This is a genomic window from Microbacterium sp. Leaf179, from assembly GCF_001423785.1.
In the GTDB taxonomy this organism is placed as follows: Bacteria; Actinomycetota; Actinomycetes; order Actinomycetales; family Microbacteriaceae; genus Microbacterium.
Map to the genome: position 1 here is coordinate 524079 of NZ_LMPH01000002.1, position 26130 is coordinate 550208.

At 71.3% G+C, this 26130-nt stretch carries 27 protein-coding genes; 12 read left to right on the top strand and 15 right to left on the bottom strand.

What is annotated here, in order from left to right; translation table 11 throughout:
• Positions 1-14 precede the first annotated feature (14 nt).
• Positions 15-701 carry an HAD family hydrolase gene (locus ASF96_RS09975; RefSeq protein ID WP_055938640.1) on the bottom strand — a complete coding sequence of 229 codons (687 nt, stop codon included), beginning with the start codon at positions 699-701 and terminating at the stop codon, positions 15-17.
• 124 nt (positions 702-825) lie between these two features.
• Here ASF96_RS09975 and ASF96_RS09980 point away from each other — a divergent pair, with 124 nt between their 5' ends.
• Complete coding sequence (locus ASF96_RS09980; protein WP_055938643.1) at positions 826-1449, top strand: hypothetical protein; 624 nt, start codon at positions 826-828, stop codon at positions 1447-1449.
• 618 nt (positions 1450-2067) lie between these two features.
• A complete protein-coding gene (locus ASF96_RS09985) occupies positions 2068-2646 on the top strand; it encodes an endonuclease domain-containing protein (protein ID WP_235560574.1) in 579 nt (192 codons plus the stop codon).
• A gap of 186 nt (positions 2647-2832) precedes the next feature.
• Here ASF96_RS09985 and ASF96_RS09990 read toward each other — a convergent pair whose 3' ends face one another.
• Positions 2833-4311 (bottom strand): helix-turn-helix transcriptional regulator, encoded by a 1479-nt coding sequence (locus ASF96_RS09990; protein WP_055938650.1) that lies wholly within the window; start codon positions 4309-4311, stop codon positions 2833-2835.
• A 129-nt stretch (positions 4312-4440) separates the two neighbouring features.
• Between ASF96_RS09990 and aceA the strand changes: the two genes are divergently transcribed.
• Together aceA and aceB are read left to right on the top strand one after the other, a co-directional pair.
• On the top strand, positions 4441-5757 hold the full coding sequence (gene aceA, locus ASF96_RS09995; protein WP_055938654.1) for an isocitrate lyase: 1317 nt from the start codon (positions 4441-4443) through the stop codon (positions 5755-5757).
• A 185-nt stretch (positions 5758-5942) separates the two neighbouring features.
• Positions 5943-7601: a malate synthase A gene (gene aceB / locus ASF96_RS10000; RefSeq protein ID WP_055938657.1), complete on the top strand. Its 1659-nt coding sequence runs from the start codon at positions 5943-5945 to the stop codon at positions 7599-7601.
• An 87-nt stretch (positions 7602-7688) separates the two neighbouring features.
• Here aceB and ASF96_RS10005 read toward each other — a convergent pair whose 3' ends face one another.
• Entirely contained in the window at positions 7689-8984 is a 1296-nt protein-coding gene (locus tag ASF96_RS10005; protein ID WP_055938660.1) for a chloride channel protein, read from the bottom strand.
• Positions 8985-9163: 179 nt separating this feature from the next.
• Between ASF96_RS10005 and ASF96_RS10010 the strand changes: the two genes are divergently transcribed.
• Positions 9164-10363 carry a pyridoxal phosphate-dependent aminotransferase gene (locus ASF96_RS10010; RefSeq protein ID WP_055838909.1) on the top strand — a complete coding sequence of 400 codons (1200 nt, stop codon included), beginning with the start codon at positions 9164-9166 and terminating at the stop codon, positions 10361-10363.
• 147 nt (positions 10364-10510) lie between these two features.
• On the opposite strand, the gene ASF96_RS10015 is transcribed toward ASF96_RS10010, so the two are convergent.
• From ASF96_RS10015 to ASF96_RS10030, 4 genes are all read right to left on the bottom strand, one after another.
• Positions 10511-11647, bottom strand: coding sequence for a UDP-N-acetylmuramate dehydrogenase (locus tag ASF96_RS10015; RefSeq protein WP_055938663.1), 1137 nt, complete (start codon positions 11645-11647; stop codon positions 10511-10513).
• On the bottom strand, positions 11647-12051 hold the full coding sequence (locus tag ASF96_RS10020; protein WP_055938665.1) for a MaoC/PaaZ C-terminal domain-containing protein: 405 nt from the start codon (positions 12049-12051) through the stop codon (positions 11647-11649). Before ASF96_RS10020 ends, ASF96_RS10015 begins: the two co-directional genes overlap by 1 nt.
• Positions 12048-12497 carry an FAS1-like dehydratase domain-containing protein gene (locus tag ASF96_RS10025; protein ID WP_055838919.1) on the bottom strand — a complete coding sequence of 150 codons (450 nt, stop codon included), beginning with the start codon at positions 12495-12497 and terminating at the stop codon, positions 12048-12050. The genes ASF96_RS10020 and ASF96_RS10025 overlap by 4 nt, the downstream gene beginning before the upstream one ends.
• Positions 12498-12564: 67 nt before the next feature.
• The gene (locus ASF96_RS10030) at positions 12565-13362 is read right to left on the bottom strand and encodes a sulfite exporter TauE/SafE family protein (RefSeq protein WP_055838922.1); all 798 of its coding nucleotides are present in this window, start codon (positions 13360-13362) and stop codon (positions 12565-12567) included.
• 351 nt (positions 13363-13713) lie between these two features.
• On the opposite strand from ASF96_RS10030, the gene ASF96_RS10035 reads away from it, so the two are divergent.
• Positions 13714-14349 (top strand): NADPH-dependent F420 reductase, encoded by a 636-nt coding sequence (locus tag ASF96_RS10035; RefSeq protein ID WP_055939431.1) that lies wholly within the window; start codon positions 13714-13716, stop codon positions 14347-14349.
• A gap of 79 nt (positions 14350-14428) precedes the next feature.
• On the opposite strand, the gene ASF96_RS10040 is transcribed toward ASF96_RS10035, so the two are convergent.
• From ASF96_RS10040 to ASF96_RS10065, 6 genes are all read right to left on the bottom strand, one after another.
• Positions 14429-15589: a cystathionine gamma-synthase gene (locus tag ASF96_RS10040; protein ID WP_055838927.1), complete on the bottom strand. Its 1161-nt coding sequence runs from the start codon at positions 15587-15589 to the stop codon at positions 14429-14431.
• Positions 15586-16590 (bottom strand): pyridoxal-phosphate dependent enzyme, encoded by a 1005-nt coding sequence (locus tag ASF96_RS10045; protein WP_055938668.1) that lies wholly within the window; start codon positions 16588-16590, stop codon positions 15586-15588. Before ASF96_RS10045 ends, ASF96_RS10040 begins: the two co-directional genes overlap by 4 nt.
• A 128-nt stretch (positions 16591-16718) precedes the next feature.
• On the bottom strand, positions 16719-17567 hold the full coding sequence (locus tag ASF96_RS10050; protein ID WP_055938671.1) for an SDR family oxidoreductase: 849 nt from the start codon (positions 17565-17567) through the stop codon (positions 16719-16721).
• Between the two features lie 69 nt (positions 17568-17636).
• Positions 17637-17957: a hypothetical protein gene (locus tag ASF96_RS10055; protein WP_055938674.1), complete on the bottom strand. Its 321-nt coding sequence runs from the start codon at positions 17955-17957 to the stop codon at positions 17637-17639.
• Positions 17954-18526: a hypothetical protein gene (locus ASF96_RS10060; RefSeq protein ID WP_055838940.1), complete on the bottom strand. Its 573-nt coding sequence runs from the start codon at positions 18524-18526 to the stop codon at positions 17954-17956. Before ASF96_RS10060 ends, ASF96_RS10055 begins: the two co-directional genes overlap by 4 nt.
• A 4-nt stretch (positions 18527-18530) precedes the next feature.
• Positions 18531-19073, bottom strand: a complete 543-nt coding sequence (locus tag ASF96_RS10065) for an RNA polymerase sigma factor (RefSeq protein WP_055838943.1) — start codon at positions 19071-19073, stop codon at positions 18531-18533.
• A gap of 122 nt (positions 19074-19195) precedes the next feature.
• Between ASF96_RS10065 and ASF96_RS10070 the strand changes: the two genes are divergently transcribed.
• The 5 genes from ASF96_RS10070 to ASF96_RS10090 all read left to right on the top strand — a co-directional run bounded on the left by ASF96_RS10070 (position 19196) and on the right by ASF96_RS10090 (position 23141).
• Positions 19196-19624, top strand: coding sequence for an Asp23/Gls24 family envelope stress response protein (locus ASF96_RS10070; protein ID WP_055838946.1), 429 nt, complete (start codon positions 19196-19198; stop codon positions 19622-19624).
• Positions 19625-19754: 130 nt separating this feature from the next.
• A complete protein-coding gene (locus ASF96_RS10075) occupies positions 19755-20597 on the top strand; it encodes an NAD-dependent epimerase/dehydratase family protein (RefSeq protein ID WP_055938677.1) in 843 nt (280 codons plus the stop codon).
• A gap of 162 nt (positions 20598-20759) precedes the next feature.
• Positions 20760-21014 carry a hypothetical protein gene (locus tag ASF96_RS10080; protein WP_055938680.1) on the top strand — a complete coding sequence of 85 codons (255 nt, stop codon included), beginning with the start codon at positions 20760-20762 and terminating at the stop codon, positions 21012-21014.
• Between the two features lie 75 nt (positions 21015-21089).
• Positions 21090-22499: a dihydrolipoyl dehydrogenase family protein gene (locus ASF96_RS10085; RefSeq protein WP_235560575.1), complete on the top strand. Its 1410-nt coding sequence runs from the start codon at positions 21090-21092 to the stop codon at positions 22497-22499.
• 12 nt (positions 22500-22511) lie between these two features.
• Entirely contained in the window at positions 22512-23141 is a 630-nt protein-coding gene (locus tag ASF96_RS10090; RefSeq protein ID WP_055938683.1) for a TetR/AcrR family transcriptional regulator, read from the top strand.
• Positions 23142-23199: 58 nt separating this feature from the next.
• On the opposite strand, the gene ASF96_RS10095 is transcribed toward ASF96_RS10090, so the two are convergent.
• Entirely contained in the window at positions 23200-24519 is a 1320-nt protein-coding gene (locus ASF96_RS10095; protein WP_055838960.1) for an MFS transporter, read from the bottom strand.
• 124 nt (positions 24520-24643) lie between these two features.
• On the opposite strand from ASF96_RS10095, the gene ASF96_RS10100 reads away from it, so the two are divergent.
• On the top strand, positions 24644-25036 hold the full coding sequence (locus ASF96_RS10100) for a PaaI family thioesterase (protein WP_055938687.1): 393 nt from the start codon (positions 24644-24646) through the stop codon (positions 25034-25036).
• Between the two features lie 82 nt (positions 25037-25118).
• Here ASF96_RS10100 and ASF96_RS10105 read toward each other — a convergent pair whose 3' ends face one another.
• Positions 25119-26054: an aldo/keto reductase gene (locus ASF96_RS10105; RefSeq protein ID WP_055938690.1), complete on the bottom strand. Its 936-nt coding sequence runs from the start codon at positions 26052-26054 to the stop codon at positions 25119-25121.
• Positions 26055-26130 lie beyond the last annotated feature (76 nt).

The following is a 26130-nucleotide window of genomic DNA, read 5'->3' on the forward strand; positions in this document are numbered from 1 at the left end:
GATTCGGGTGGGGTTCAGGCGTGGGAGGGGAGGTGATCGGCGGGGGGAGCGTCGACGTGGGCGGCGCCGACCCACTCGGCGAGCGCGGGCAGCAGCTCGTCGAGGGTGTCGGCACGGAAGGTGGGCTCCGCGGCCGGATTGGCGTAGCCGCCGACCAGGGCGGTGGCGAGACCGCGGGCGTGGGCGGGAGCGAGGTCGTTGCGCCAGACGTCGCCGATGGCGAGGACCGGGGTGCCGGCGGCGAGCTGATCGAGAAGCAGTTCGAGACCGGCGGGCTTCGCGGCGTCCGTGACGATGCGGTCGAACAGGCCGTTGAGGCCCATGGCGGCCAGCGCGTCGTCGAGTCGCGTCGCCGGGGCGTTCGTGACGAGCAGGCGCTCGGCATCCACCTCGGCGAGGAACCCGGCCAGTTCGGCGGCGGTCGACACGGGCGCATCGGGGCCCGCCAGCTGCGCGCGACTCGTCGAGTAGGCGGAGGCCAGCGCGGCGTCGTCGACCCCGGCGTCGAGTGCGAGGCGTCGGACCGCGTCGTATCCGTCGATGACGTCGGCCGAGGGCGCGGCGAGGTGGGCCGAGACGGTGGAGACGAAGTCGGCAGCGGATGCCGTGTGCACGGCGACCGCGCGGGCGTAGGCCAACAGGGGGCCGTCGCCGAGGGCGACGGTACCGTCGAAGTCGAAGATGAGGACGGGGCGGGGCACGGGGGAACTCCTGTCGTGGACGTTGCGTCCATCGTGCACCTCGAATGTGGACGCTATGTCCACGCCGTGTAAACGCTGGATGAACGGCGCCTGTGCGCCCCGGCTCTCGGCTTAGCGTGAAGCGGTGACCTCCTCCCCCGCTCTCGACACCGCCGCGGCGCTCGGTGCCCTCGACCCCTCCTCGGCGATCTCGTCTCTGCCGTGGCTCGCGGCATCCCTCGCCGAGGACGCCGCCGCGGGCCGGTTCGCCGCGTGGGGCCGCTCGACGGTGGTCGACGAGAACGTCGGGGAGGCGGTGCTCTCCCGGGCACTGTTCAACGAGCTGCACCTGCGGGCAGAGCTCGAGGCCTCGTGGCCCGTCGGTAACGCCGGCCTGCTGCACGTTTACGGCTACCTGCTGTCGACCACGCCCACCCCCTACGGTCTCAAGCGCGAACGGTGGCTCACCGACGACCTGGCTCTCGCCTGCGGCCTCGAGGGCGGGGCGTTCTCCCCCTGGACGGGGTCGGGCACCCTGCTCTCGCGGGTCACCGCCGCCGCGGCATCCCTTCTCTCCCGCGCCGACGCGATCGACGAGGCCGTCGAGGGCCGCTCGACCCGCATCGCCTTCGGCGACCCGCTCCCCGACGGCGCCGCCGCCCTGGCCTACGCGGTCGACGGTCTCATCGTCACGATGTTCCCCGTCGCCGACCCCGCCGCCCTGCGGTCGGGACTCGGCGCCCCGCGGCTGCGCTGGAACGCGGCCTGAGGGGCGCGGCCGGGCACAACGGCGGGGGGATCTTCGACACGCCGGGGTTCCGCCATCCGTCGACGGCGCGTCGAGAAGGCGCCCCGCCGTTGTGCACGGGATGCCGGTGCACAGCCGTCCGGATGTCGGCCGACCGGCGCCCGAACCGAGCCCACGGCCGCGGGGGCACAACGGCGGAGGGATCTTGGACACGCCGGGGACTCGGCATCCGTCGACGGCGCGTCGCGGAGACGACCCGCCGTTGTGCACGGGATGCCGAGGGGCGATGCACCGGTGACGGCGGGGTGGCGGCTCCTCCCCAAGAGAGGACTGTCCACAGGTTCCGGATTCGGGGCGGGCCCGGGTGCACGCCGGCGGCATCCTGTCGTGATGTGCGCACCGGGTCAGGGAATCGAGACGTTCTCCGGCCTGCGCGCACGGGGACGATCACGCCGAAGCATCGCCTCGGCCGTCGAGGCGGGAGAACTACGGCATCTGCGCCGCGGGGTCTATGCGGAGCGCGGGGCCTGCGCGCCCGTCGTGACCGCGGCACTCCACGGAGGGCGAGCGGCGTGCGTCACCGCGGCGAGGCACCTCGGGCTGTGGACTCTCGCCGCGGAACAACCGATCCACGTCTGGATGCGCGGAGGAGGCCACGCGTACGCCCACGACGAGTGCACCTGTCGTCCGCACTGGGACGATGCCGCCCCCGGACACGCCTTCGCTCTGCCGTCGGTCCCGCGCATCCTGCGCCAGATCCTGCGGTGCCGGGGAGTCGAGGAGTTCTTCGTCTCCGTGGAGTCCGCCCTCCGCCTCGGCATGCTGACGTCGTCGGGGAAGACGTGGCTGCGGAGCCATACGAGCGACCTCGCGCGCGACGCGCTCGACTTCGCGCGGTCCGACGCCGACAGCGGCCTCGAGTCGATCGTCCGGTGGCGACTGAGGCACAGAAACCTCCCGGTGCGAACCCAGATGCACATCATCTCGGTCGGCCGCGTCGACCTGCTCATCGGCGACGCCCTCATCGTCGAGATCGACGGAGCGGGCAACCACGAGGGCACCGCGAACAGGCACCGCGACCTGCGGCGCGACGCTCATGCGGCCGCGTGGGGCTTCGTCTCCCTGCGGTTCGACTACGCCCTCGTGGTCCACGACTGGCCCACGGTGGAACGGGCGATCATGGCCTACGTGGAACGCGGCCTCCACCTGGCCCGCTGACGTCCCGGTCCTTCCGGGCACTGGGCTTGTCCGCGCCCCGGCGCCCCGACCCCGAGCACAACGGCGGGACAATCACCGACACGCCGACCCACCGGCATCCCACCCCGGCGTGACACCGAGAAGCCCCGCCGTTGCGCACACGGGCGCACGGCACGGGCACACCGCACCAGCGCCGCGAACCCCACCTCACCCCCGCGGCGCGTGCGCCTCCAGGAACTCGTACAACTCCGTCGTGTCGACGCCGGGGAAGGCCCCGGTCGGCAGGGTCGCCAGCAGCGTCCGCGGGGTGCGCACGTTCGGCCAGGCCTTGTCGCGCCACGCAGCCTCGAGATCGGCGGGCGCGCGGCGGCAGCACGTCTCGACCGCGTGCCGCGAGACCCCGCGGTTGGGGGTATCGCGGCCCCGGAACCAGCGCGTGTCGTCGAAGCGCACGCCCACGCTGACCGAGTGCGCCCCCTCGCTCGACTGCTCCACGCGCGCGGTGCACCAGTACGTGCCGTTGCCGGTGTCGGTGTACTGGTAGTACGGGTTGAAGAGGTCGTCTTCGTCGAACACGACGCGGCTCGTCCACCGTCGGCAGCACATCTGCCCCTCGATGGAACCGAGCCGGTCGGTGGGGAAGTTCACGTCGTCGTTCTCGTACGCCTTCGTGATGGTGCCCGACTCGTGCACCTTGAGGAAGTGCACCCGGATGCCGAGGTGCACCGTCGCGAGGTTGGTGAAGCGATGCGCGGCGGTCTCGTATGACACCGAGTAGGCGTCGCGCAGGTCTTCGATGCTGATCGTGCGCCGCTCCTTCGCTTCGCGCAGCGCCGGCACGACGTGCGCCTCGGGCATGAGCAGCGCCCCGGTCAGGTAGTTCGTCTCGACCCGCTGGCGGAGGAACTCTTCGTAGCTCGTCGGCTCGCCATGGCCGAGCATGCGGCTCGACAGAGCCTGCAGCACCGCCGCACGCGGGTCGCCCTTCGCGACCGTGGTCGAGAGGTAGAGCCGCCCGTTCTTGGCATCCGCGATGCTCCGCGTCGACGACGGCAGGTCGGGCACGTAGTGCAGCGAGAAGCCGAGGTGCGCGGCGATGTCGCTTGCGCCGCGCTGCGTGAGGGGACCGCCGGGGTGCTCGATCGCCTCGAGCATCTCGGATGCCACCCGCTCCAGCTCGGGGAAGTGGTTGTCCTGCGTGCGCATGAGACGACGGAGAGCGACGTTCGCCCGACGCGCCTCCTCGGGCGTCGCCGACCGCTCCTCGCGGAGGCGTTCGATCTCGCCCTGCAGCGTCAGCATCGCCGCGAGCACCTCGTCGGGGACCGCGCGTGCGACGCGGAAGGGGGCGATGCCCAGCGCCTGGAAGGTGGGCCCGCGCATCGCGCGCTCCACCGACAGCTCCAGCGTCGCGCGCGGGTCGAGAGGCTCGGCATCCAGGATCTGGTCGAGCGTGCATCCCACTGCCCGCGCGATCGCCTGCAGCAGGGTGAGCTTGGCCTCGCGGCGGCCGTTCTCGATCATCGACATCTGGCTCGGCGCGCGACCGACCGCGGCGGCCAGGTCGTCGAGCGTCATGCCGCGAGCGGTGCGCAGCTGGCGGATGCGTCGGCCGATGGTGAGGGTGTCCACCTCGTCATCGTCGAACGGGAGGGATGCCGAAGAAGCGGAGACGCCGGTGTCCATGCGCCATGTTCTCACTGGAACAGAAGATCGCGCGATCTTCACACGAGAAACTTCGATTGGCGGGGTTGTTCTTCGCGGACAGTGGTCTCCACGGGGCACCGCAGCCCCGGCATCCGAAGGAGAACGCTCATGACGATCCAGGCCACCCCCGCCCCGCAGCCCCTGCGCCCCGGCGACCAGACCGAGACCGCCGACGAGATCCGCACCGCGTGGGAGAACGATCCCCGCTGGGACGGCATCGAGCGCACGTTCTCGGCGGACGACGTCGTCCGCCTCCGCGGAAGCGTCCGCGAGGAGTCCACCCTCGCCCGCCGGGGAGCCGAGAACCTCTGGAACCTCATCCACACCGAGGAATACGTTCGCGCCCTCGGCGCCTACACCGGCGGGCAGGCCGTGCAGCAGGTGCGCGCCGGCCTCAAGGCCATCTACCTGTCGGGCTGGCAGGTCGCCGCCGATGGCAACCTCGCGGGCCAGACCTACCCCGACCAGAGCCTCTACCCCGCCAACAGCGTGCCCGCGGTCGTGCGGCGCATCAACAACGCGCTGCTGCGACAGGACCAGATCGAGCGCGCCGAGGGGCAGATCACCCGGGACTGGCTCGCGCCGATCGTCGCCGACGCCGAGGCCGGCTTCGGCGGCCCGCTGAACGCCTACGAGCTCGCGCAGTCGCTGATCCAGGCGGGGGCTGCCGGCATCCACTGGGAGGACCAGCTCGCCAGCGAGAAGAAGTGCGGCCACCTCGGCGGCAAGGTGCTCGTGCCGATCCAGCAGCACATCCGCACCCTGAACGCCGCGCGTCTCGCCGCCGACGTCGCGGGCGTGCCGACCGTGATCATCGCACGCACCGACGCGTTGGCCGCCGACCTGCTCACCAGCGACGTCGACCCGCGCGACGCGGATTTCCTCACCGGCGAACGCACGAGCGAGGGCTTCTACCGGGTGCGACCGGGGCTCGAGTCGGTCATCGCGCGCGGCCTCGCCTTCGCGCCCTACGCCGACCTGCTCTGGGTCGAAACGGGCGAGCCCGACATCGAGCTCGCGCGTCGCTTCGCCGAGGCGATCCACGCCCGCTACCCGGGCAAGAAGCTCGCCTACAACTGCTCGCCGAGCTTCAACTGGAAGCGCCACCTCGACGACGAGCAGATCGCCACGTTCCAGGCCGACCTGGCCGCTCTCGGCTACGCCTTCCAGTTCATCACGCTGGCCGGCTTCCACGCCGTGAACCACTCGATGTTCGACCTCGCCCGCGGCTACGCCGAACGCGCCATGAGCGCGTACGTCGAGCTGCAGGAGGCCGAGTTCGCCGCCGAAGCCCACGGGTACACGGCTACGCGCCATCAGCGCGAGGCCGGGACCGGCTACTTCGACGTCGTCTCCACCGCGCTCAACCCCGACAGCGCCACCCTCGCCCTCGCGGGCTCCACCGAGACCGCCCAGTTCCACTGACCCCCACCCCTTCGCCTCCCGTCCCCCTCCCCCGTCCCTCTCTCCGTTGAGCGTCCAAGACCCGCCGTAACGGCCACGTCCTTTGCGGCGTGTCCTGGACACTCAACGGCTTCATCGACCCGAGAGGGGCGATGGAGAAGAACGGCGGAGAGGGGCGACGGGGGAACGCACAGAAAGCCAGGACCATGACCCTCCTCACCTCTCCCCCGCCCATGACCGAAGAATCCCGGATGCCGAACCCTCCGGCATCCGCCCCGCACCTGCGCCTCGAGCGGCCCCTCGACGGACGCGACGGCGAGATCCTCACCCCCGCCGCCCTCGCCTTCCTCACCGAGCTGCACGACCGCTTCGCGCGCCGTCGTCACGACCGGCTCGCGGCGCGCCTGCGTCGCCGCTTCGAGATCGGCACGGGCGACGACCCCCACTTCCGCGCCGACACCGCGCACATCCGCGACGACCCCTCGTGGCGCGTGGCCGGGGCGGGACCGGGGCTCGAAGACCGCCGCGTCGAGATCACCGGCCCCACCGACCCGAAGATGACGATCAACGCGCTCAACTCCGGCGCCCGCGTCTGGCTCGCCGACCAGGAGGACGCCACCAGCCCCACCTGGCGGAACGTCATCGGGGGGCAGCTCTCGCTGTTCGACGCGATCCGCGGACAGCTGTCGTTCACCAGTGCCGAGGGCAAGCGCTACGAGGTCACCGCCGCGCGCACGCCGACGATCGTGATGCGCCCGCGCGGGTGGCACCTGCCCGAGAAGCACGTGACGTTCATCGACCGCTCCGGCCGCGAGCTGCCGGCATCCGGTTCCCTCGTCGACTACGGCCTGTACGTGTTCCACAACGCCCACGCGCTGATCGCCGCGGGCCGGGGACCGTACTTCTACCTGCCGAAGATCGAGTCGGCCGAGGAGGCCCGGCTCTGGGACGACGTGTTCACGTTCACCGAGCAGCGACTGGGCCTCGCGCACGGCACCATCCGCGCCACGGTGCTCATCGAGACCCTGCCTGCGGCATTCGAGATGGAGGAGATCCTGTTCGCGCTCCGCGACCACTGCGCGGGCCTGAACGCCGGGCGATGGGACTACATCTTCTCGATCATCAAGACCTACCGCGGCCGCGGGGCGCGCTTCGTGCTCCCGGGGCGGAGCGACGTGACCATGACGGTGCCGTTCATGCGCGCCTACACCGAGCTGCTCGTGCAGACCTGCCACAAGCGGGGCGCGTACGCGATCGGCGGCATGAGCGCGTTCATCCCCAACCGGCGTCGCCCCGAGGTGACCGAGGCCGCGTTCGAGAAGGTCGCCGCCGACAAGCGTCGCGAAGCCGGAGACGGCTTCGACGGCACCTGGGTGGCGCACCCCGACCTCATCCCGGTGGCGCGCGCCGAGTTCGACGCCGCGTTCGGCGACGGATCGAATCAGCTCCACCGCCTGCGCGAAGAGGTGCAGGTCGAGCCCGCCGACCTGCTGGATCTGCGCATCGGCCTGCCGATCACCACGGCGGGGGTGCGGGGCAACGTCTCAGTGGCCATCCGCTACATCGAGGCGTGGCTGCGGGGCCTCGGGGCCGTCGCGATCGACGACCTCATGGAAGACGCCGCCACCGCCGAGATCTCGCGCTCGCAGATCTGGCAGTGGATCCACCAGGACCGCGTGACCGACGACGGCACGGCGATCACCCGGTCGTTCGTCGAGCAGTTGGTGACCGAGGTGCTCGACGACGCGCACCGCGTCGACGGCGACCGCTTCGACGACGCCGCCGAGGTGTTCCGCGAGGTGGCGCTGCGCGCGGAGTTCCCGGCGTTCCTCACCCTGCCGGCGTACGCGAAGTACCTCGACTGACGCCCGGGTTCATGCGCCCCTTCCGCCCACGCGGGAGGGGCGCATCGCCGTACACCGGTGGAGACGGACGCGGCGCGACGCGCGGGTTCAGGGACGCGCCGGGTCGATCGGCGCGAAGCGGCGCAGCCCCGCACGCGACGACAGGCGCGACGCGGCGAGAGACCCCGCGACCGCGAGGAAGATCGGCAGCAGCAGGGTGAAACCCGTGTCGGTGAACTCGATCACCAGCGCGATCGCGGTGAAGGGGGCGCGCATGTTGGATGCCAGGAACGCCGCCGCCGCGACGATCGCCAGCGCCGTGCCGTCGGCTCCGGGCCAGACGAACGCCCACCCGGCCGCGGCCGCGGCCCCCAGCGCCGCCCCGATCGCCACGGAGGGCTGAAGGGTGCCGCCGATCGCGCCCGAGCCGAGCGACACGGTCGTGGCGACGTACTTGAGCAGAGCGAGCAGCAGCAGGATCAGCGCGGGCTGCGACAGGTCGAACCCCGCCGTGGCGAGCGCGCGACCGTTGCCGAGGATCAACGGGAAGAACGCCCCCACCGCGCCGACCGCGGCGAAGGTCAGGGGCAGGACGACCAGCAGCTTCCAGCCGGTGGGACGGAAGCGCGCGAGCTTCTTCGTGACCGTCGCGAAGCTCGTCGCCCCCCACCCCATCAGCGGGCCGATGAGAAGGGCCGCGACCACGAGCGAGGGGCTCACTTCGACGGATGCCACGTGGTACAGCGACCCGTCGCCCACGAGCGGACGAGCCACGAAGGTCGCGATCGCGCTCACCGAGAGGGCGACGACCGCCGCTCCGACGCTGAACTGCGCGAGCAGGATCTCGAGCGTGAACAACGCCCCCGCCAGCGGCACGTTGTAGACGGCGGCGAGGCCCGCACCGGCGGCGGCGGCGATGAGGATGCGGGCCCACTGGGCATCGAGACCGAACCAGCGGACCACCTTCGAGCCCGCCATCGCCGAGAGCTCGCGGGGGGCGACTTCTTTGCCGATCGAGGCGCCCAGGGCCACCGAGGTCACCTGGATGACCGTGTCGGCGAGTGTCTCCCACCACGGCATGTGCGCGCCGTCGACGCCCTGCTCGACGGTGGCGAGCCGGCGTCCGAAGCGACGGAGCAGGTACCACCCGAGCGCCGCCACGACCCCGGCCCCGCCGACCGTGACGATCGGCAGCCACCACACGGCGGGCATCGCCAGACCGTCGAGGAACGGTCCCTCTCCGTGGCCCCAGACGAGGTGCTCGATCGTGTGCACGATCCACACGAGAAGGAGCACGGCGAGACCGGTGGCGACGCCGACGATGAGGCTGGCCAGGCCCAGCTTCAGCAGGGCCCCGATCGCGCGGCGGTGGATACGCGGGGGCGCCAGGGGTTCTGCTGTCACGCCCGCCACGCTAGCCCACGCGCGCGCCCCCGCCGGACCGCGTGCGGGGGCGGCCTGTGCGCGGGCGTCGGGGGCTCGGCATCCGGAGTCCGACGAGGCGGCCCCGCTCCCGGCGGAGGCGACCTTCGCGGGCCGTCACACCTCTCGTCGGGCGCGGGCGCGAACAGTAGGCTCGGAGCGTGACTTCCCGCGCCCCGCTCTCCCGCAAGCTGTCCGCCATCGCCGAGTCCGCGACCCTCAAGGTCGACGCGAAGGCCAAGGCCCTCCAGGCCGCCGGCCGACCGGTCATCTCGTATGCCGCGGGCGAGCCCGACTTCGCCACCCCCTCGTTCATCGTCGATGCCGCGGCCGAGGCGCTGCAGAACCCCGCGAACTACCGCTACACCCCCGCCGCCGGACTCCCGGTGCTGCGCGAGGCCATCGCGGCCAAGACCCTGCGCGACTCGGGGCTGCAGGTCGCCCCCACGCAGGTCGTCGTGACCAACGGCGGCAAGCAGGCCGTGTACCAGGCGTTCCAGACCGTGGTGAACCCCGGCGACGAGGTGCTGCTGCCCGCGCCGTACTGGACCACGTACCCCGAGGCGATCGCGCTGGCCGACGGCACGCCCGTCGAGGTGTTCGCCGGCGCCGACCAGGACTACAAGGTCACGGTCGCCCAGCTCGAGGCCGCCCGCACCGACAAGACCACGGTGCTGGTGTTCGTGTCGCCGTCGAACCCGACTGGTTCGGTCTACACGCCCGAAGAGACCGCCGAGATCGGCCGCTGGGCTCTCGAGCACGGCATCTGGGTGATCACCGACGAGATCTACCAGAACCTCACGTACGAGGGCGTCCGCGCGGTCTCGATCGTCGAGGCCGTGCCCGAGCTCGCCGAGCAGACGATCCTGCTCAACGGCGTCGCCAAGACCTATGCCATGACCGGGTGGCGCGTGGGCTGGATGGTCGGACCGGCCGATGCCATCAAGCTCGCCGCCAACCTGCAGTCGCACCTGTCGAGCAACGTCAACAACGTCGCCCAGCGCGCGGCCGCCGCGGCCCTCAACGGTCCTCAGGACGAGGTCGAGCAGTTCCGCGCGGCGTTCGACCGTCGTCGTCGGCTGATCGTGTCGGAGCTGTCGAAAATCGACGGCGTCGAGGTGCCCAACCCGCTCGGCGCGTTCTACGTCTACCCCGACGTGCAGGGGCTGCTGAACCGCGAGTGGGGCGGGGTCACCCCGACCACCTCGCTCGAGCTGGCCGACCTCATCCTCGAGCAGGCCGAGGTGGCCGTGGTGCCCGGCGAGGCCTTCGGCCCCAGCGGCTACCTGCGCCTGTCGTACGCGCTCGGCGACGAACAGCTCCTCGAGGGCGTCCAGCGCCTCCAGCGCCTGTTCTCCTGACGTCCGCGCGCCGTCGGGCGTGACGAGCGGAGGAGCAGGGACCGGCGGAGGATCGCACCGCGCGATCCGTCCTCCCCTCGTCCCGGCTCCTCCCTCCGTTACGCTCCCCGGGGGCCAGCCGATACCGACCTCGCGCCACCGAGCCGGCTACAGCTCGACGTTCACCAGCACCGGCTCGGGCTGCAGCAGCAGTCCGAACTCGGACTGCACGCGGCCCTGCACGAAACGGGCGAGCTCCGCGATCTCGGCGGCCGTCGCCTCGCCACGGTTCGTGAGCGCCAGGGTGTGCTTGGTCGACAGGCCGGCGCGCGAGCGCGGGAAGCGGAACCCGCGGCCCAGACCTGCGTTCTCGATCAGCCACGCGGCGCTCACCTTGACCTCGTGCCGCTCCACGGGCGGCGGGGGCAGGATGCCGTCGAACGCGGCGAGCGGGATCACGGTCACCGGGTCGAGCACCGGGGTCATCGGCCACCGGGGGCACGCCGCGGGGAGCGTCCGCGCGAAGGACTGCGACACGATCGCGTTCTGGAAGAACGAGCCCGCGCTCCAGGTGTCGGGGTCTTCGGCGTCGAGCACCATGCCCTTGCGGGCACGGGTCGCGAGCACGTGATCGCGGATCCAGCGCAACGACACCGCGTCGCGCTCCTCGAGCCCCAGGGCGTTGCGCAACTGCTCGCCGGTGATCGGTCGCTCGCCGTCGCCGACGCGCTCGAGCTCGAGGGTGACCGACAGGATCACCGCGGAACGATCCGGCACCGAGCCGTAGTGCTGCTTCAGCACCGAGGTGCGGAACCCGAGCTCCAGCTCGGACGCGGGAACGACCGACACCTCACCGGTGGACTCGTCGATCAGCTCGACCTCGACGAGGGTCTGCACGATCTCCTGACCGTAGGCCCCGATGTTCTGCACGGGGGCGGCACCGACCGTGCCGGGGATGCCCGACATGGCCTCGATGCCCGCGAGGCCCCGCTCGACGGTCTCGGCGACCAGGGCGTCCCAGTCATGGCCCGCCTGCACGCGCACGCGCACCGTGTCGGGACCCGAACCGGGGAGCTCCTCGACGCCGGTGGTGCGCACGCGGATGACGGTGCCCTCGAACGCGTCGTCGCCGACGAACAGGTTCGACCCGCCGCCGATCACGAACCACGCCTCACGGTCGGCCCACACCGCACGCAGGCTGGCGATGAGCTCTTCTGCGGTGGTCGCCTCGATCATGCGGGCGGGGGCACCGCCGGTGCGCAGCGTCGTGAGCTGCGACAGGGGGATCGGAACGACGTCGGGCATCAGGACACCCGCACCCGCACCTGCGCCTTGCCGAGCACGGTGGTCTCGGCGAACGTCACGGTGAGGTCGATGCGGGCGATCTCGTCGTCGACGGCGCCCACCTTGGCGCTGATGTGCAGGTCGGCGCCGGTCTCGGGGTCGACGACGACGGGACGCGTGAAGCGCACGCCGTACTCGGCGATGCGTCCGCTGTCGCCCAGAGCCTCGGCGAGCGTACCGACGGCGATCCCCATCGTGAGCATGCCGTGCGCGAGCACGCCCGGGAGCCCGACGGCGGTGGCGATGTCGTCGCGGTAGTGGATGGGGTTGAAGTCGCCCGACGCCCCCGCGTACCGCACGAGCGACTCGCGCGTGAGGTGGACCGAGCGTTCGGCGATGACCTCGCCGACGGTGAAGCCGGTCATGCTCCGGCCTCCCCGGCGAGAAGGATGCTGGTCGTGGTCACCACGTGAGCGCCTGCGGCATCCACGATCTCGGCCTCGCTGGTGATCATGGCGTTGCCCCCCATCGAACGGATGCCGGTGACCGACAGCGTCGCGACGAGCTCGTCGCCCGCGACGATCGGGCGCGTGTAGCGGAATCGCTGTTCCGCGTGCACGAGGCGCGACAGCTCGATGCCGGAGTCGGGGTCGCCGAGCAGCTGCTGGAGAGTGAGGTCCTGCACGACCATCGCGAACGTCGGCGGCGCGACCACATCGGCGTAGCCGAGCGCGCGCGCGGCGTCGGGGTCGGAATGCTGCGGGGCGTCGGCGAAAACGGCACGCGCGAACTCGCGCACCTTCTCACGGCCGACCAGATAGGGAGCGGTCGGCGCGAAGGCTCGACCGACGAGTTCGGGGTTCACGGGCACGGGGCAAGTCTACGGCGGGGCGTCGGCCGCGCTCGGCGAACGTCCCGCTCGGAGCGGTCGATCGAGCTCAGCGCTGGTGACGCCCGCGCACGGCCTTGACCGCGATCTGCGAGGCGATGAAGACGAGGAAGATCGAGAACAGCACGTTGGCGACGAAGGGGTCGACGGCCTTCGCGATCTGCGCCCCCACGGCGGTCGTCGCGCACGCGGCGGCACCGACGCACACGGCGGCGACGAGATCGACGTTGCGACGGCGGAGGTTGCCGACGGTGCCCGAGATCGCGGTCGGGATCATCATGAGCAGCGAGGTGCCCTTCGCGATCAGGTCGCTCGTGCCGAACAGCAGCAACAGCGCGGGGACGACGATGATGCCGCCCCCCACCCCGAGCAGTCCGGCCAGGATGCCGGTGACCACACCCAGGACGACGAGCCCGGGCCCGGTGACCCAGGTGAGCACCAGCTCGGCGTCGCGCGAGGGGATGACGAAGTACAGGCTGACGATCACGGCGAGGAGGAACACCACGAACGACCATCGCAGAGCCGTCTGCGATAGCTTCGGCAGGAGCCACGTGCCGATCTGCGCACCGACCACGGCGCCCGCGGCGAGGATCAGCGCCGGCAGCCACGCGACGTGCCCGTCGACCGCATAGGTGATCACGCCGACCGAGGCGGTCGGCACGATGGCCGCGAGAGAAGTGCCGGCGGCGAGGCGCTGGTCGAAGCCGAGCAGCAGCACGAGCAGGGGCACGATGACCGTGCCGCCGCCGACACCGAACAGGCCCGACATGAGGCCCGCGAGAAGACCGACCCCGATGCACACGGCGAAGAAACGGGCGGTGTGCGGTGGGCGCGTGGCGGTGGTCACGGATGCGGCTCCTCGAACGGGACGGGAGGGAGGGGACCCTCGCCGACGCACCAGTCTTCCACCTCGTGGTCAGGACTCCGACGACCGTCACCGGGAAAGAAAGCGGCCCCCGGTGGTCCGAAGCCGCGTCCACCGGGGGCCGTCGCCCTCGCAGGTCCAGCAGGACGGTGACCCGAACACCGGCCGGCGACCTCATTCGCGAGGGTGCGACAAGAAGGACGTTATTGGGCCTGATGTCGGCACGCGGACCCGTTGACACGGATATCTAGAGCTGCTAATTATTTAGTCCGCTGATGGTCAGGCGACCCCCGCCCGGGAATGCGTGCGGCGCTCGAGCAGTTGCCGGTCAGCATGACAACAGTAGGAATCATCGGAGCAGGACACATCGGCTCGGCCCTCGCGAAGGGGTTCGCGAAGAACGGCTACGACGTCGTCATCGCCAACTCACGCGGTCCCGAGACCCTCACCGACCTCGTCGCCGCCGTCGGCGACCGCGCGCGCGCCGCGACCGCCCAGGAAGCGGCCGAGGCCGGCGACTTCGTCGTGGTGACCGTCCCGCTGAAGGCGTACACCGACGTGCCCGTCGCACCCCTGGCCGGCAAGACCGTGCTCGACACCAACAACTACTACTTCGAGCGCGACGGCCACATCGCGGCTCTCGACGAGAAGCAGACGACGACCTCGCAGATGCTTCAGGAGCACCTTCCCCAGTCGACCGTCGTGAAGGCGTTCAACCACATCCCCGCGGCCGACATCCTCACCGACGGCTCCCCCGCCGGCACCGAGGGGCGCCGCGCCCTCGCCACCTCAGGTGACTCCGACGAGGCGGTCGCGCTCGTGACCCGCATCTACGACGAGTTCGGCTTCGACACCGTCAACGTCGGACCGCTCAGCGAGAGCTGGCGCGTCGAGCGCGACCAGCCGGCGTACGTCGTGCGCCAGACCGCCGAGAAGCTGACGCAGAACCTCGCCCGCGCCGAGCGCTGACCCCGCCACCCACGCGCGTGAGGTGCCCATGTTCGTCGCTTCGACGATGCACATGGGCACCTCACGCACCGCACGGGGGTCAGAGCGCGGCGAGCGCCCGATCCACGTCGGCCACGAGGTCCTCGACCGACTCGATGCCGACCGACAACCGCACGATCGTGTCGGGCACGGCGAGTTCGGTTCCGCGCACCGAGGCGTGGGTCATGGCATCCGGGTAGTTCACCAGCGACTCGACCCCGCCCAGCGACTCCGCGAGCGTGAACAGACGCGTGGACTCGGCGAAGCGGCGAGCAGCCGCACCGTCGGCCAGGGCCAGTGACACGATGCCCCCGAAGCCGCTCATCTGCCGCGCCGCGAGCTCGTGCCCGGGGTGCGACGGGAGTCCGGGATAGTACACCTTCGCGACGCGGTCGTGGCCGGCGAGGTGCTCGGCCACCGCCTGCGCGTTGGAGCTGTGACGCTGCATGCGCACGGCGAGGGTCTTGATGCCGCGGGTGGTCAGGTACGCGTCGAACGGGCCCGAGACCGCGCCGGCGGCGAACTGCAGGAACTGCACCTTCTCGGCCAGGGCGGCATCGGCGAAGGCGAGGGCCCCGCCCACGACGTCGCTGTGCCCGCCGAGGTACTTGGTCGCGGAGTGCACCACGACGTCGGCGCCCAGCGAGAGCGGGCGCTGCAGCGCGGGCGAGGCGAAGGTGTTGTCGACGACGACGATCGCGCCGGCCGCGTGGCCGAGGCGGGCGAGACCCGCGATGTCGGTGATGCGCAGCATCGGGTTGCTGGGAGTCTCGACCCAGACCATGCGGGGCGCGCGTTCCTCGATCGCCGCCGCCACGGCATCCAGGTCGCTCATGTCGACCACGCGCAGCTTCACGCCCCACGGCCCGAGCACGCGGGCGAGCAGCCGGTACGTGCCGCCGTAGACGTCGTTGCCGAGCAGCACCTCGTCGCCGGGCACGAGGGCCGCGCGCAGCAGGGCGTCTTCGCCGGCGAGACCCGAAGCGAACGACAGCGCGCGGGTCGCGCCCTCGAGGGCCGCGATCTGCGTCTCGAGCGCCGTGCGCGTGGGGTTGCCGCTGCGGCCGTATTCGTAGCCGCCGCGGAGTCCGCCGATGCCGTCCTGGGCGAAAGTGGTCGAGACGTGGAGGGGCGGGATGACCGCGCCGGTGGTCTCGTCGGGCGCCTGGCCCGCGTGGACGGCGAGACTGTCGAAGCCGCGGGCGGCGTCGTGGGTGCTCATGCGGAGTGCTCCTCGGTGGGGGTCGGAAGAAGGGATGCCACGGGTGCAACGTCGTAGCCGCGCTCGATCATCCAGTCGTCGTCGAAGATCTTGCTGAGATACCCGCGTCCGTGGTCGGGGAGGATCACGACGACAACGGCATCGGCGGGGAGATCGCGCGCGACGCGGAGGGCGCCGACCACGGCCATGCCGCTGGAGCCGCCCACGAGGAGGCCTTCTTCTCGGGCGAGGCGCCGCGTCATGGCGAACGACTCGGCGTCGGAGACGCGCTCGTACGCGTCGACCACGGTGGGGTCGAAGGCCGTCGGCCAGAAATCTTCGCCGACCCCCTCGACGTCGTAGCCGTGGATGTCGCCGCCCGAGTAGATCGAGCCCACCGGGTCGACCCCGACGATCCGCACGCCGTCGCCGGCGACCTCGCGCAGGTACCGACCCGACCCGCTGATCGTGCCGCCGGTGCCGACTCCGGCGACGAAGTGGGTCAGCTGCCCGTCGGTGTCGCGCCAGATCTCGGGACCGGTGGTCTCGTAGTGGCTGCGCGGGCCGTTCGGGTTGCCGTACTGGTTGGGCTTGAAGGCGCCCGGGATCTCGCGGACCAGACGGTCGGAGACGCTGTAGTAGGAGCGGGGGTCCTCCGGCTCGACGTTCGTAGGAGTGACCACGACCTCGGCGCCGTACGCCCGCAGCACGGCGCGCTTGTCTTCGGCGACCTTTTCGGGAACCACGAACACGCAGCGATACCCGCGCTGCTGGGCGACCAGTGCCAGGCCGACGCCGGTGTTGCCGCTGGTCGGTTCGACGATCACCCCGCCCGGGCGGAGAGAGCCGTCGCGCTCGGCGGCGTCGACGATGTTCGCGGCGATGCGGTCTTTCGCCGAACCGCCGGGGTTGAAGTACTCGATCTTCGCCAGCACGGTGGCGGCGATGCCGTCGGTGACGCGGGTCAGACGGACGAGGGGGGTGTTGCCGACGAGGTCGGCGACGCTCTGGGCGTAACGCACGGTGGGGTCCTGGTGGGTCGATGCGCCCGGGGGCGCGGCTGACGGGGTCGTCGAAAAGAGAACGCGAGGGCGTTCAGCGACAACAGCGACAGGTCAGCACGCGGCCAGCATAGCCGACCCGCACGTCGTCAGGAGACGGCGCCGAGGAACTCCTCGAAACTCTGCGCCGGCCGGCCGGTGACCCGCTCGACGTCGCCGGACACCCCGGCCTGATCGCCGCCGGCGATCGAGGTGTACGTGCTCACCCAGGCATCGACCTGCCATCGGGGCGCACCGAACGCGGCTCGCGAGGCGTACGCCTCGTCGATCGTCTCGTCGACGAAGCGCACCGGGTGCCCGCGGACCGCCGAGATCTTCTCGGCCACCTCGGCCATCGTCAGCGCCTCGGGGCCGGTCAGGTCGTACGAGACATCAGCGTGGGCGGCGGGATCGAGCAGCACCGACACCGCGGTGGCCGCGACGTCGGCGCGCGAGACGAGCGAGCATCGCCCCTCGCCCGCGGGACCCCGGATGACCCCGTCGTCGCCGGCGAACAGCTCCATCATGTCCATGTAGAAGTTGTCGCGCAGGAACGTCCACCGCATGCCGGAGGCGCGGATGATGTCCTCGGTCGCCGCGTGGTCCCGCCCGAGGGTGAACACGGCGTCGGGAGCGGCGGCGAAGAACGAGGTGTAGACGATCGAGCCGACCCCCGCGGCCGCGGCGGCCTCGACGAAGGTGCGGTGGTGATCGACCCGGTCGGCGGTCTCGGAGGCCGAGACCATGAAGAGCGTGTCGACGCCCTGCAGCGCCGCGCGGGCGGCATCCGCATCGGAATACCGGGCCACGTGCACCTCGGCGCCCGCCAGGGCGGGGGCGCGAGAGGCGTCGCGCACCAGCAGACGTTGCGGGATGCCGCGGGCGGCGAGGTCGCGGGCGACGCGACCTCCCACGGCTCCGGTGGATCCGGTGACGGCGATGAGGGGCGGCGTGGACATACGGCCTCCGGGAGGTGTGAGCGGTCCCCCCAGCGTAGGCCGCTCCACCGACACGCGGCCGCGAACGTCCTACGAAGCGGGCGCCACGAGTCGCGCGACGCGCACGCGGACGGTCGAGGGCACCTCGTCGCGCGCGGCCCCCCGCGCCGCGATCGCGACGGCGGATGCCACGGCTCCGGCGTCGTCGTCGGCGGAGACGCCGACGCAGACGGTGATGGCCCGGGCCCCACCGGCCTGTTCGACCTCGGCGAGAAACCCCTCGACGTCGGCGACGTGCTCGTAGGCCCGCGTCACCACGGGACGTGCGGAATAGCTCTCTCGCACGCCCTCGACGGCCGTGACGGCGAGGTCGATGCGCGGCGCGAGTTCCGCGGCGGAGATCCCGGTCATTCGTCTTCTCCCTCGTCGAGGTGCACGTCGCCGACGGTGACGTCCACACGACCGACCCGCAGGTCGCCGTGCCGTTCGATGGCCGAGCGGATGCCGTCGCGCATCTCGTCCACGGCCTCGGTCATCGCGCGTCCGAACCGCACGCTGACGGTGACCCGGACGTCGAGAGGCGCCCCGGGCTCGACGTGCTCGAGACGGACGCGGCCCACCAGGAGCCCCTCGATGCCGTCACCCACCGAGCGGATGAGCTCGTAGATCGCGCCCTCGGTGACGACCAGTTCGACGCCCTCGTCGGACTGCGCCAGGGGGATGTCGCGGCCGGCGCGGAACTCCCGCATCACCTCGCGCATGATGCCGTCGTACCAGGACTCCGCGAGCGGTTCCGCGGCCTGCTCGTCGACGATCGCGCGCGAGAGCTGCCCCATGCGCTGCATGGAGGCCAGGATGGCCTGGCACTCCGCGTTCCGTTCGATGGCGTTGATCCGCGGCACTCGGCCGCGATCCAGGTACGCGGAGAGGTCCTCGAGCGAATAGCCCGAACCCCCGATGTCGTCGCTGTGCTCGTTCATCCGGTCACCTCCACTCCTGCATGCGGTCCAACACGGTCTTGCGCGCCCGGGCGAGTCGGCCGCGTACGGTTGCCGCGGGCTCCCCCACCTCGATGGCGATCTCGTCGTAGCTGTGGCCGCCGATCTCGCGCAGCACCCACACGACGCGCAGCTCTTCGGGGAGATCCGCCAGCACTTTCTTCAGCGCGTCCATCTGCGACGATGCCACAACTGCGCGCTCCGGGTCGTCTGCCGCCGACACCATCTCTTCGTCGATCTGCTCCGAGATCTTGCGAGAACGCATGCGATCGGTCACCTTGCGCGACACAATCGTGGTCAGCCAGCTGCGCACCTTCTCGGGCTCGGTGAGGTCGGGCAGGCGCCGCCATGCGGTGATCAGCGCTTCCTGCACGCAATCGTCGGCGTCGGCCCGGGAGCGCGTCAGGCGCGTCGCGAACGCGACGAGGAAGGGCGCATGGCGACGCACGAGAACCCCGAAGGCGAGCTGGTCGCCGTCGGCCGCGCGTGACGCGAGGAACGCGTCGGAGGCGGAAGACAAAGAGGGCATCGCGGTTCCTGTCAGCAGACTTTCAGCCTCGTGTTCGTGACGTTTCACGAACCGAGCGCGTCCCCATAGCGAAACACCCCGGACCCGATTCGGTCCGTGATCTTGACGAAAGGATGTTCCTCATGGCAAGCACCGACACCCCCACGCCCGCCACCCGCACCGACGCCCGCCGCGACGGCGGTACCACCGTCATCGTCGACCCCGTCGTCGCCAAGGTCGCCGGCATCGCCGCGGCGCAGGTTCCGGGCGTCCACGCCCTCGGCGGTGGCGCTGCCCGTGTCATCGGCAACATCCGCCAGGCCGTCGGCGCGAAGGACTACGCGCAGGGCGTGAGCGTCGAGGTGGGCGAGACCGAGGTCGCCGCCGACATCTCCATCCAGGTCGACTACCCCGAGCGCATCCAGCGCGTGGCCGCGAACGTGCGTTCTGCCGTGCAGCAGGCCATCACCGAGATCGTCGGCATGAAGGCGGTCGAGGTCAACGTGACCGTCGTCGACGTGTTCATCCCCGGCGACGACGAGGACGAGCAGGAAGAGGCGCGCGTCAACTGACGCCACCACGGGCCCGCGAGCGCATCGCTCGCGGGCCCTACGCATCGTCGCGCGTCTCGGCCACCCCCGTGTCGATGTCGGCGGATGCCGTTACGTTGGGCAACACCGTCTCCCGATACGAAGGATCCCCATGCGCATCGCCCTCACCGGTTCGTCCGGAAAACTCGGTACCGTCGTCGCCCGTGAACTGCGTGCCGCCGGCCACGAGGTCATCGGTCTGGACGTGCGCGGCGAGCGCGGTCCCGGCTTTGTGCAGGTCGAGCTGACCGACTACGGCCAGGTCATCGACGCCCTCGCGGGGGTGAACGACCAGCACGACGGCTTCGACGCGCTCGTGCACCTCGGCGCGATCCCCGCCCCCGGCATCCGCTCCGACATCGCGACGTTCCACAACAACCTGACGAGCACGTTCAACGTGTTCTGGGCGGCCGTGCGGCTCGGCATCCAGAGGATCGTCTACGCCTCCAGCGAGACCGTGCTCGGACTCCCCTTCGATGTTCCGCCGCCCTACATCCCCGTCGACGAGCAGTACCCGGCGCGTCCCGAGTCGGTGTACTCGCTGGTCAAGACGCTCGAAGAGCACCTGGCGACCGAGCTCGTGCGGTGGCACCCCGAGCTCTCGATCACCGCGCTGCGGTTCTCGAACGTCATGGTCCCCGACGACTACGCCGAGTTCCCCTTCGACGCCGACGCCCGCACCCGCAAGTGGAACCTGTGGGGGTACATCGACGCCCGCGACGGCGCACAGGCCGTGCAGCGCGCGCTCGAGAACGCGCCCGCCGGCTTCGACACGTTCATCATCGCCGCGGCCGACACCGTCATGACCCGCCCCAACGGCGAACTCGTCGACGAGGTCTTCCCCGGCGTCGAGACGCGCGGCGACCTGGGCGAGAACACGACGCTGCTGTCGATCGACAAGGCCCGCCGGCTGCTCGGCTACGACCCGCAGCACTCCTGGCGCGACCACCGCTGAGGCGGGTCGCCCGCCGCGCGGCGCCTCGAGCGGGCGTCGCCGGCGGCGGCTCAGCGCCCCGGAGGGCCGGACGCCGCCGCCCGACATCGGCCACGTGAGCACGACGGCGTGCGAGTGCGCGAGTCTGGCCCCCGCCCGGCGGGCACGTGTCAGACTCACAGCATGGACGCCGACGAGCCGATCATCCCCCTTCCGACGGCGCACGAGAAAGAAGTGAACTTCCTCGCCCGGAGCGGCGCGGTGGTCACCCTGCGGCTCATGGACACCGGTCGCTTCGAGGTCAAGCTCGACACCCGTGGCGACTACACCGCCGTCCTGCTGCACGACGGCGAGACGTTCGAACTGCACCCGGCTCCGGGCGTGCGTGCGATCGGCGGAACGGGTCTGACCGCCACCGATCTGTACGAAAGGTTCTGAGCCCGCGCGCAACCCCCACCGTTGTGCGGGTGGATCGCACTTGACTGGTGCTCTCACTTACCGACGGGGGACGCCGTGGACCACGAGCCCGACTCTTACGACATCGCCGTGATCGGCGCCGGTCCCGCGGGAACCGCGGCGGCGCTGCGTGCGGCCGAACTGGGCGCCTCGGTCGTCGTGCTCGAGGCCGGGCGCGTGGGCGGCACGTGCGTCAACACCGGGTGCGTCCCCACTCGCGTACTCGCCAAGGCCGCGCGGCTCATGCGCGAGACGCGCGCGGCCGACGACTACGGCATCGTCATCGACGAGCCGCGCGTGGATTGGCCCGCCGTGGTGGCGCGCGTGCACGAGCGGGTGGATGCCGTGCGCTCCATCAAACGCGAGGCCGAACGCTTCGCCGCCGCCGGTGTCGACCTCGTGCACGAGGGGCGCGCGCGCTTCGCCGACGAGCACACGCTCGTGCTCGACAGCGGTCGCCGCATCCGCGCCGAGAACATCCTCGTGTGCGTCGGCGGGCACTCCCGTCGGCTGCCGATCCCCGGCGCGGAGCTGGCCACGGTGCCGGAGGACGTGCTCTCGCTCGCCGAGCTCCCCCGCCGGGTCGCCGTCATCGGCGCCGGCAACACCGGAGCGCAGCTGGTGACGGTGTTCCGATCCTTCGGCTCGGACGTCACGCTGCTCGACGTCGCTCCGCGCGTGCTGGTCGCCTCGGATGCGCGCATCTCCGAGGCCATCGCGGCCTCGCTCACCGACCACGGCGTCGACGTGCGCACGGGGATCGACACGGTCGAGCGGATCGACCGCACCGACGAGGGATCCCTCGCGCTCACCTGGCGCGAAACCGACGGATCGCACTCGCTGGAGGTCGACGTCGTCATCATGGCCACCGGCTGGCCGGCCGACGTGGAAGACCTCGGGCTCGAGAACGCCGGCGTCGACGTCGAGCGCTCGGCGATCCCGGTGGACCGGTACTTCCGCACGATCGTGCCGCACATCCTCGCCGTCGGCGACGCCAACGGCCGCGACATGCTCGTGCAGGCGGCGCAGTTCGAGGGCGAGGCCGCGGCCGAGAACGCCGTGCTCGGCGCCAACCGGCGCACCCCCCACCACCTGTTGCCCGCGGGCGGGTTCACCGACCCCGACTACGCCGGCGTCGGTCTCACCGAGCAGCAGGCGCGCGACCGCGACCCCTCGTGCGTCGTGGCGACCGTGGACTTCGCCGACCTCGACCGCGCGGTGATCGACGACCGCGAGCGCGGCTTCCTCATGCTGATCGCCGACCGTCGTCGCGAGCTGATCCTGGGGGCGCACGCGGTCGGCGAGAACGCCGTCGAGGTCATCCAGTCGGTCACGACCGCGATGGCGGCGGGGATCGATGTCGCCACCCTCGCGGGCGTGCGTTTCGCCTACCCCACCTACAGCGCCGTGATCGGAAACGCCGCTCGCGCCCTGCTGCACGCGGACTCCCCCGCCCTGCTGGAGTGACACACTGAAACCGTGACCGCTGCCGAGCCCGTGACGACCCCCGCGTCCACCGACGCCCCCGCGCGTCGCGGCCGCCCGGGTTACGACCGTGAGGGTCTTCTCGCCGTCGCCGTGCAGCTGTTCAACGAGCAGGGGTACGACGCCACGAGCGTCGCCGACATCGCGCGCCGCCTCGGCCTGACGAAATCGGCGCTGTACCACCACTTCTCGTCGAAGCAAGAGCTTCTGGCGGTCGCCCTCGACGCCGCTCTGGGTGCGCTGGAGGCCGTGCTCGAGCAGCCCGGCGCCCGCGAGGGCGCGGCATCCGATCGCCTGCGCTTCGTTCTGACGGGGGCCACCGACGTGCTGGTCGCGCAGTTGCCCGCGGTCACCCTGCTGCTGCGGGTGCGCGGCAACGGCGACGTCGAGCGGGCCGCCCTCGAGCGCCGCCGCGTCTTCGACCACCGCGTCACCGATCTCGTCGCCGCCGCGCAAGCCGAAGGCGGGGTGCGCGACGACGTCGATGCCGCGGTCGCCGCCCGACTGCTGTTCGGCATGATCAACTCGGTCGTCGAGTGGTACCGACCCGGCGGGAGCGTCGACGGCGACCGTCTCGGCGCCGACATCGTGCGCATCGCGCTCGACGGCCTGCGCACGGACTGAACCCGCACGCCGAAGGGGCCCCGCGCCGCGCGCGAGGCCCCTCTGTCGGCATCCGGGGTCAGGCCCGCAGGTCGACGCCCTTGGTCTCTTTGATGAGCGAGACCGCGGCGAGCGAGACGAGGGCTGCCACCGCGATGTAGAGGCCGATTGTCCACGATGCTCCGGTGGAGCGCAACAGCGCCTCGGCGATCATCGGGGCGAAGGCACCGCCCATGATCGCCCCCAGGGCGTACCCGATCGAGACGCCCGAGTACCGCACGTTCGCGGGGAACATCTCGGCGTACAGCGCCGCCTGGGGACCGTACGACAGGCCGAGGCCGAGCGTCATGACGAACAGGGCGACGAAGTACCAGACGATGTTCCCGGTGTCGATGAGGAACCACATCGGCACGGCCCAGACCGCCAGGATCAGGTAGCCGAGCTGGAAGGTGCGCACGCGCCCGAGTCGGTCCGACAGCCGACCGCCCCACAGGGTGAAGACGAGCCAGCCGAAGGATGCCAGGGTCGTCGCCAGCAGGACGGTGGGACGTTCGAGTCCGAGCGCCGTGACCGCGTACGTCGCGAAGAAGGCGATCAGCAGGTAGCCGGCGGCGTTGTTGCCGATGAAGACGAAAGCGGTCAGGGCTACCTCGCGCCAGTTCTTGCGGAACAGCTGGCCGAGCGGGGCCGACGATTCCTTGCGGCGGCGCACGAGGTCTTCGAAGACGGGGCTTTCTTCTACCGAGCGGCGGATGACGTAGCCCACGACGATCAGCACGATCGAGAAGAGGAACGGCACGCGCCAGCCCCAGGCGAGGAAGGCTTCGGCCGACATCGACGAGGTGAGGATCCACAGGGTGGCCGTGGCGAGGATCATGCCGATCGGGACGCCGATCTGCGGATAGGCGCCGAAGTAGCCGCGACGGTTCACCGGCGCGTGCTCGACCGAGAGCAGAGCCGCACCGCCCCACTCGCCACCGGCCGAGAAGCCCTGCAGCACGCGCAGCAGGATGAGCAGGATGGGGGCGCCGATGCCGATGGCCGCATACGTGGGCAGCACGCCGATGAGGGCCGTCGACACACCCATCATGATGAGGGTCAGCACGAGCATCTTCTTGCGCCCCAGGCGGTCGCCGAGGTAGCCCGCGACGACGGCGCCGAGGGGGCGGAAGAGGAACGAGATGCCGATCGTCGCCCACGACAGCACCTGCGCGAGTCCGGGATCGGACTGCGCGAGGGGCGCCAGGAACAGGGGCGCGAGCACGAGGCCCGCCGCCTGGGCGTAGATGAAGAAGTCGTACCACTCGATCGAGGTGCCCACGAGGGTGCCGGCGAGGACGCGCCGTTCCTCGCGTTTCAACCCGGTGGCGGGGACGGTTGCGGCGGTCTGCGAGGCCATGAGAACTCCATCGTTCTGTGGGGCAGGGGCGGGAAGACTCGATCGACACTATTACCAACCGAGCGTTCAGTAATAGTGTCAGAGGTGCGCGACCCGAGCAAGGGCGACGCGGAAGGAGACAACGATGACCCCCTGGACCATCGTCCCCGGCGCGCTCGACGAGCGCCTCGGCATCACGATCACCGCGCAGTCGGCGGAACGGGTGGCGGCCGACATGCCCGTCCGCGGCAACACCCAATCACTCGGGCGTCTGCACGGGGGCGCCACCGCCGCCCTGGCCGAGGCCGTCGGCTCGTGGGCCGCGATGATCCACGCAAGCACCCTGGGCAAGGTGTGCGTCGGCGTCGACCTGAACATCACGCATCACCGCGGGGTGCGGTCCGGTTCCCTCCACGCGGTCGCCACGCCCGCACACCGGGGTCGTCGGGTCGCGACGTACGACATCCGCGTGACCGACGACGACGATCGGCTCGTCGCCACGGCCCGCATCACCAACCTGATCGCCGACGCCGACTGAGCCCGGCTCTCCGCCGCGCACGACCCGCGCGGTGTGCCCTTCGCCGCCAGATATCCCGGGGAGCAAACGGGACGCACGGTGATCAGCGCCAGGGGCGCTCCGACCGGCGTCGCCAGTACTCGTCGGGCTCGACCGCCCATCTTCGGCGCGTGGCCTCGTCGATCACGACCGGGCGCGCGGCGACGCCGCGGCGGAGCTGCTCCGGCGTGCTCGCCCCGCTCAGCACGATGTCGGCCCACGGCTGTGCCCGTGCCACGCCGAGCGCGAAGGCATCGGGAGAGACTCCGGATGCCGCCGCCACGCGGTCGGGGTCGGCGGGAGTCGTCGCGAGCTCGCCGTTGGCCAGGGCCTCCTTCACCACCACGGTCCATCCCGCATCGTGGGCGCGCGCGAGGCCGGGAGCCGCCGACTGCTCGAACAGGTTCCACGTGGCCTGCACGGCCGAGAACGGCGAATCGGGCAGATCCCTGGCCGCATCGACGACGCGTGACTGATGCGGACCGCTCGTCGACAGCCCCACGCGCACGCCGCTGCCCGCCAGCCCGCGCAGTCGGCCGAGCAGGACGGCGTCGCTCAGCGCCGGGCTCTCGGGCGTCACGGAGTGGACGAGGTACAGATCGGGGGCCGATCCCAGCGCCTGGAGGGTCTCGGGCCACTGCCGGTCGAACATCGCGACCGAGTGCTCTTTGCGCTCGTGCACGGCGGCATCCATTCGCCACCCGCCGACGTAGGCGTAGCCCCACTTCGATCCGAGGGTGAGCTCGGCACGCCGCTCGGGATGCCGCGCGAGCCACGCGCCGAGGAACCGCTCGGCGTAGCCGTACGACCGCGCCGCATCGACGACGCGGATGCCGAGGGACCACGCCTCGTCGAGCAGCGCGTGCGCGCGCTGCTGCAGGGCCTCGACGGAGCGGTCGTCCGGGTCGCCCAGGTCGTCGTCGCGCCCGGTGGTGATGTAGGCCGGGCGGCCGACGGCCGCGAGACCGAGGCCGAGTCGCGCGGCGGGGAGGTCATCCATGAGACGACCGTAGCGGTGACCAGCGACACCCCGATCGACGAAGGAACAAGCCGAAGGGCGACGGGGTTGTGATCCT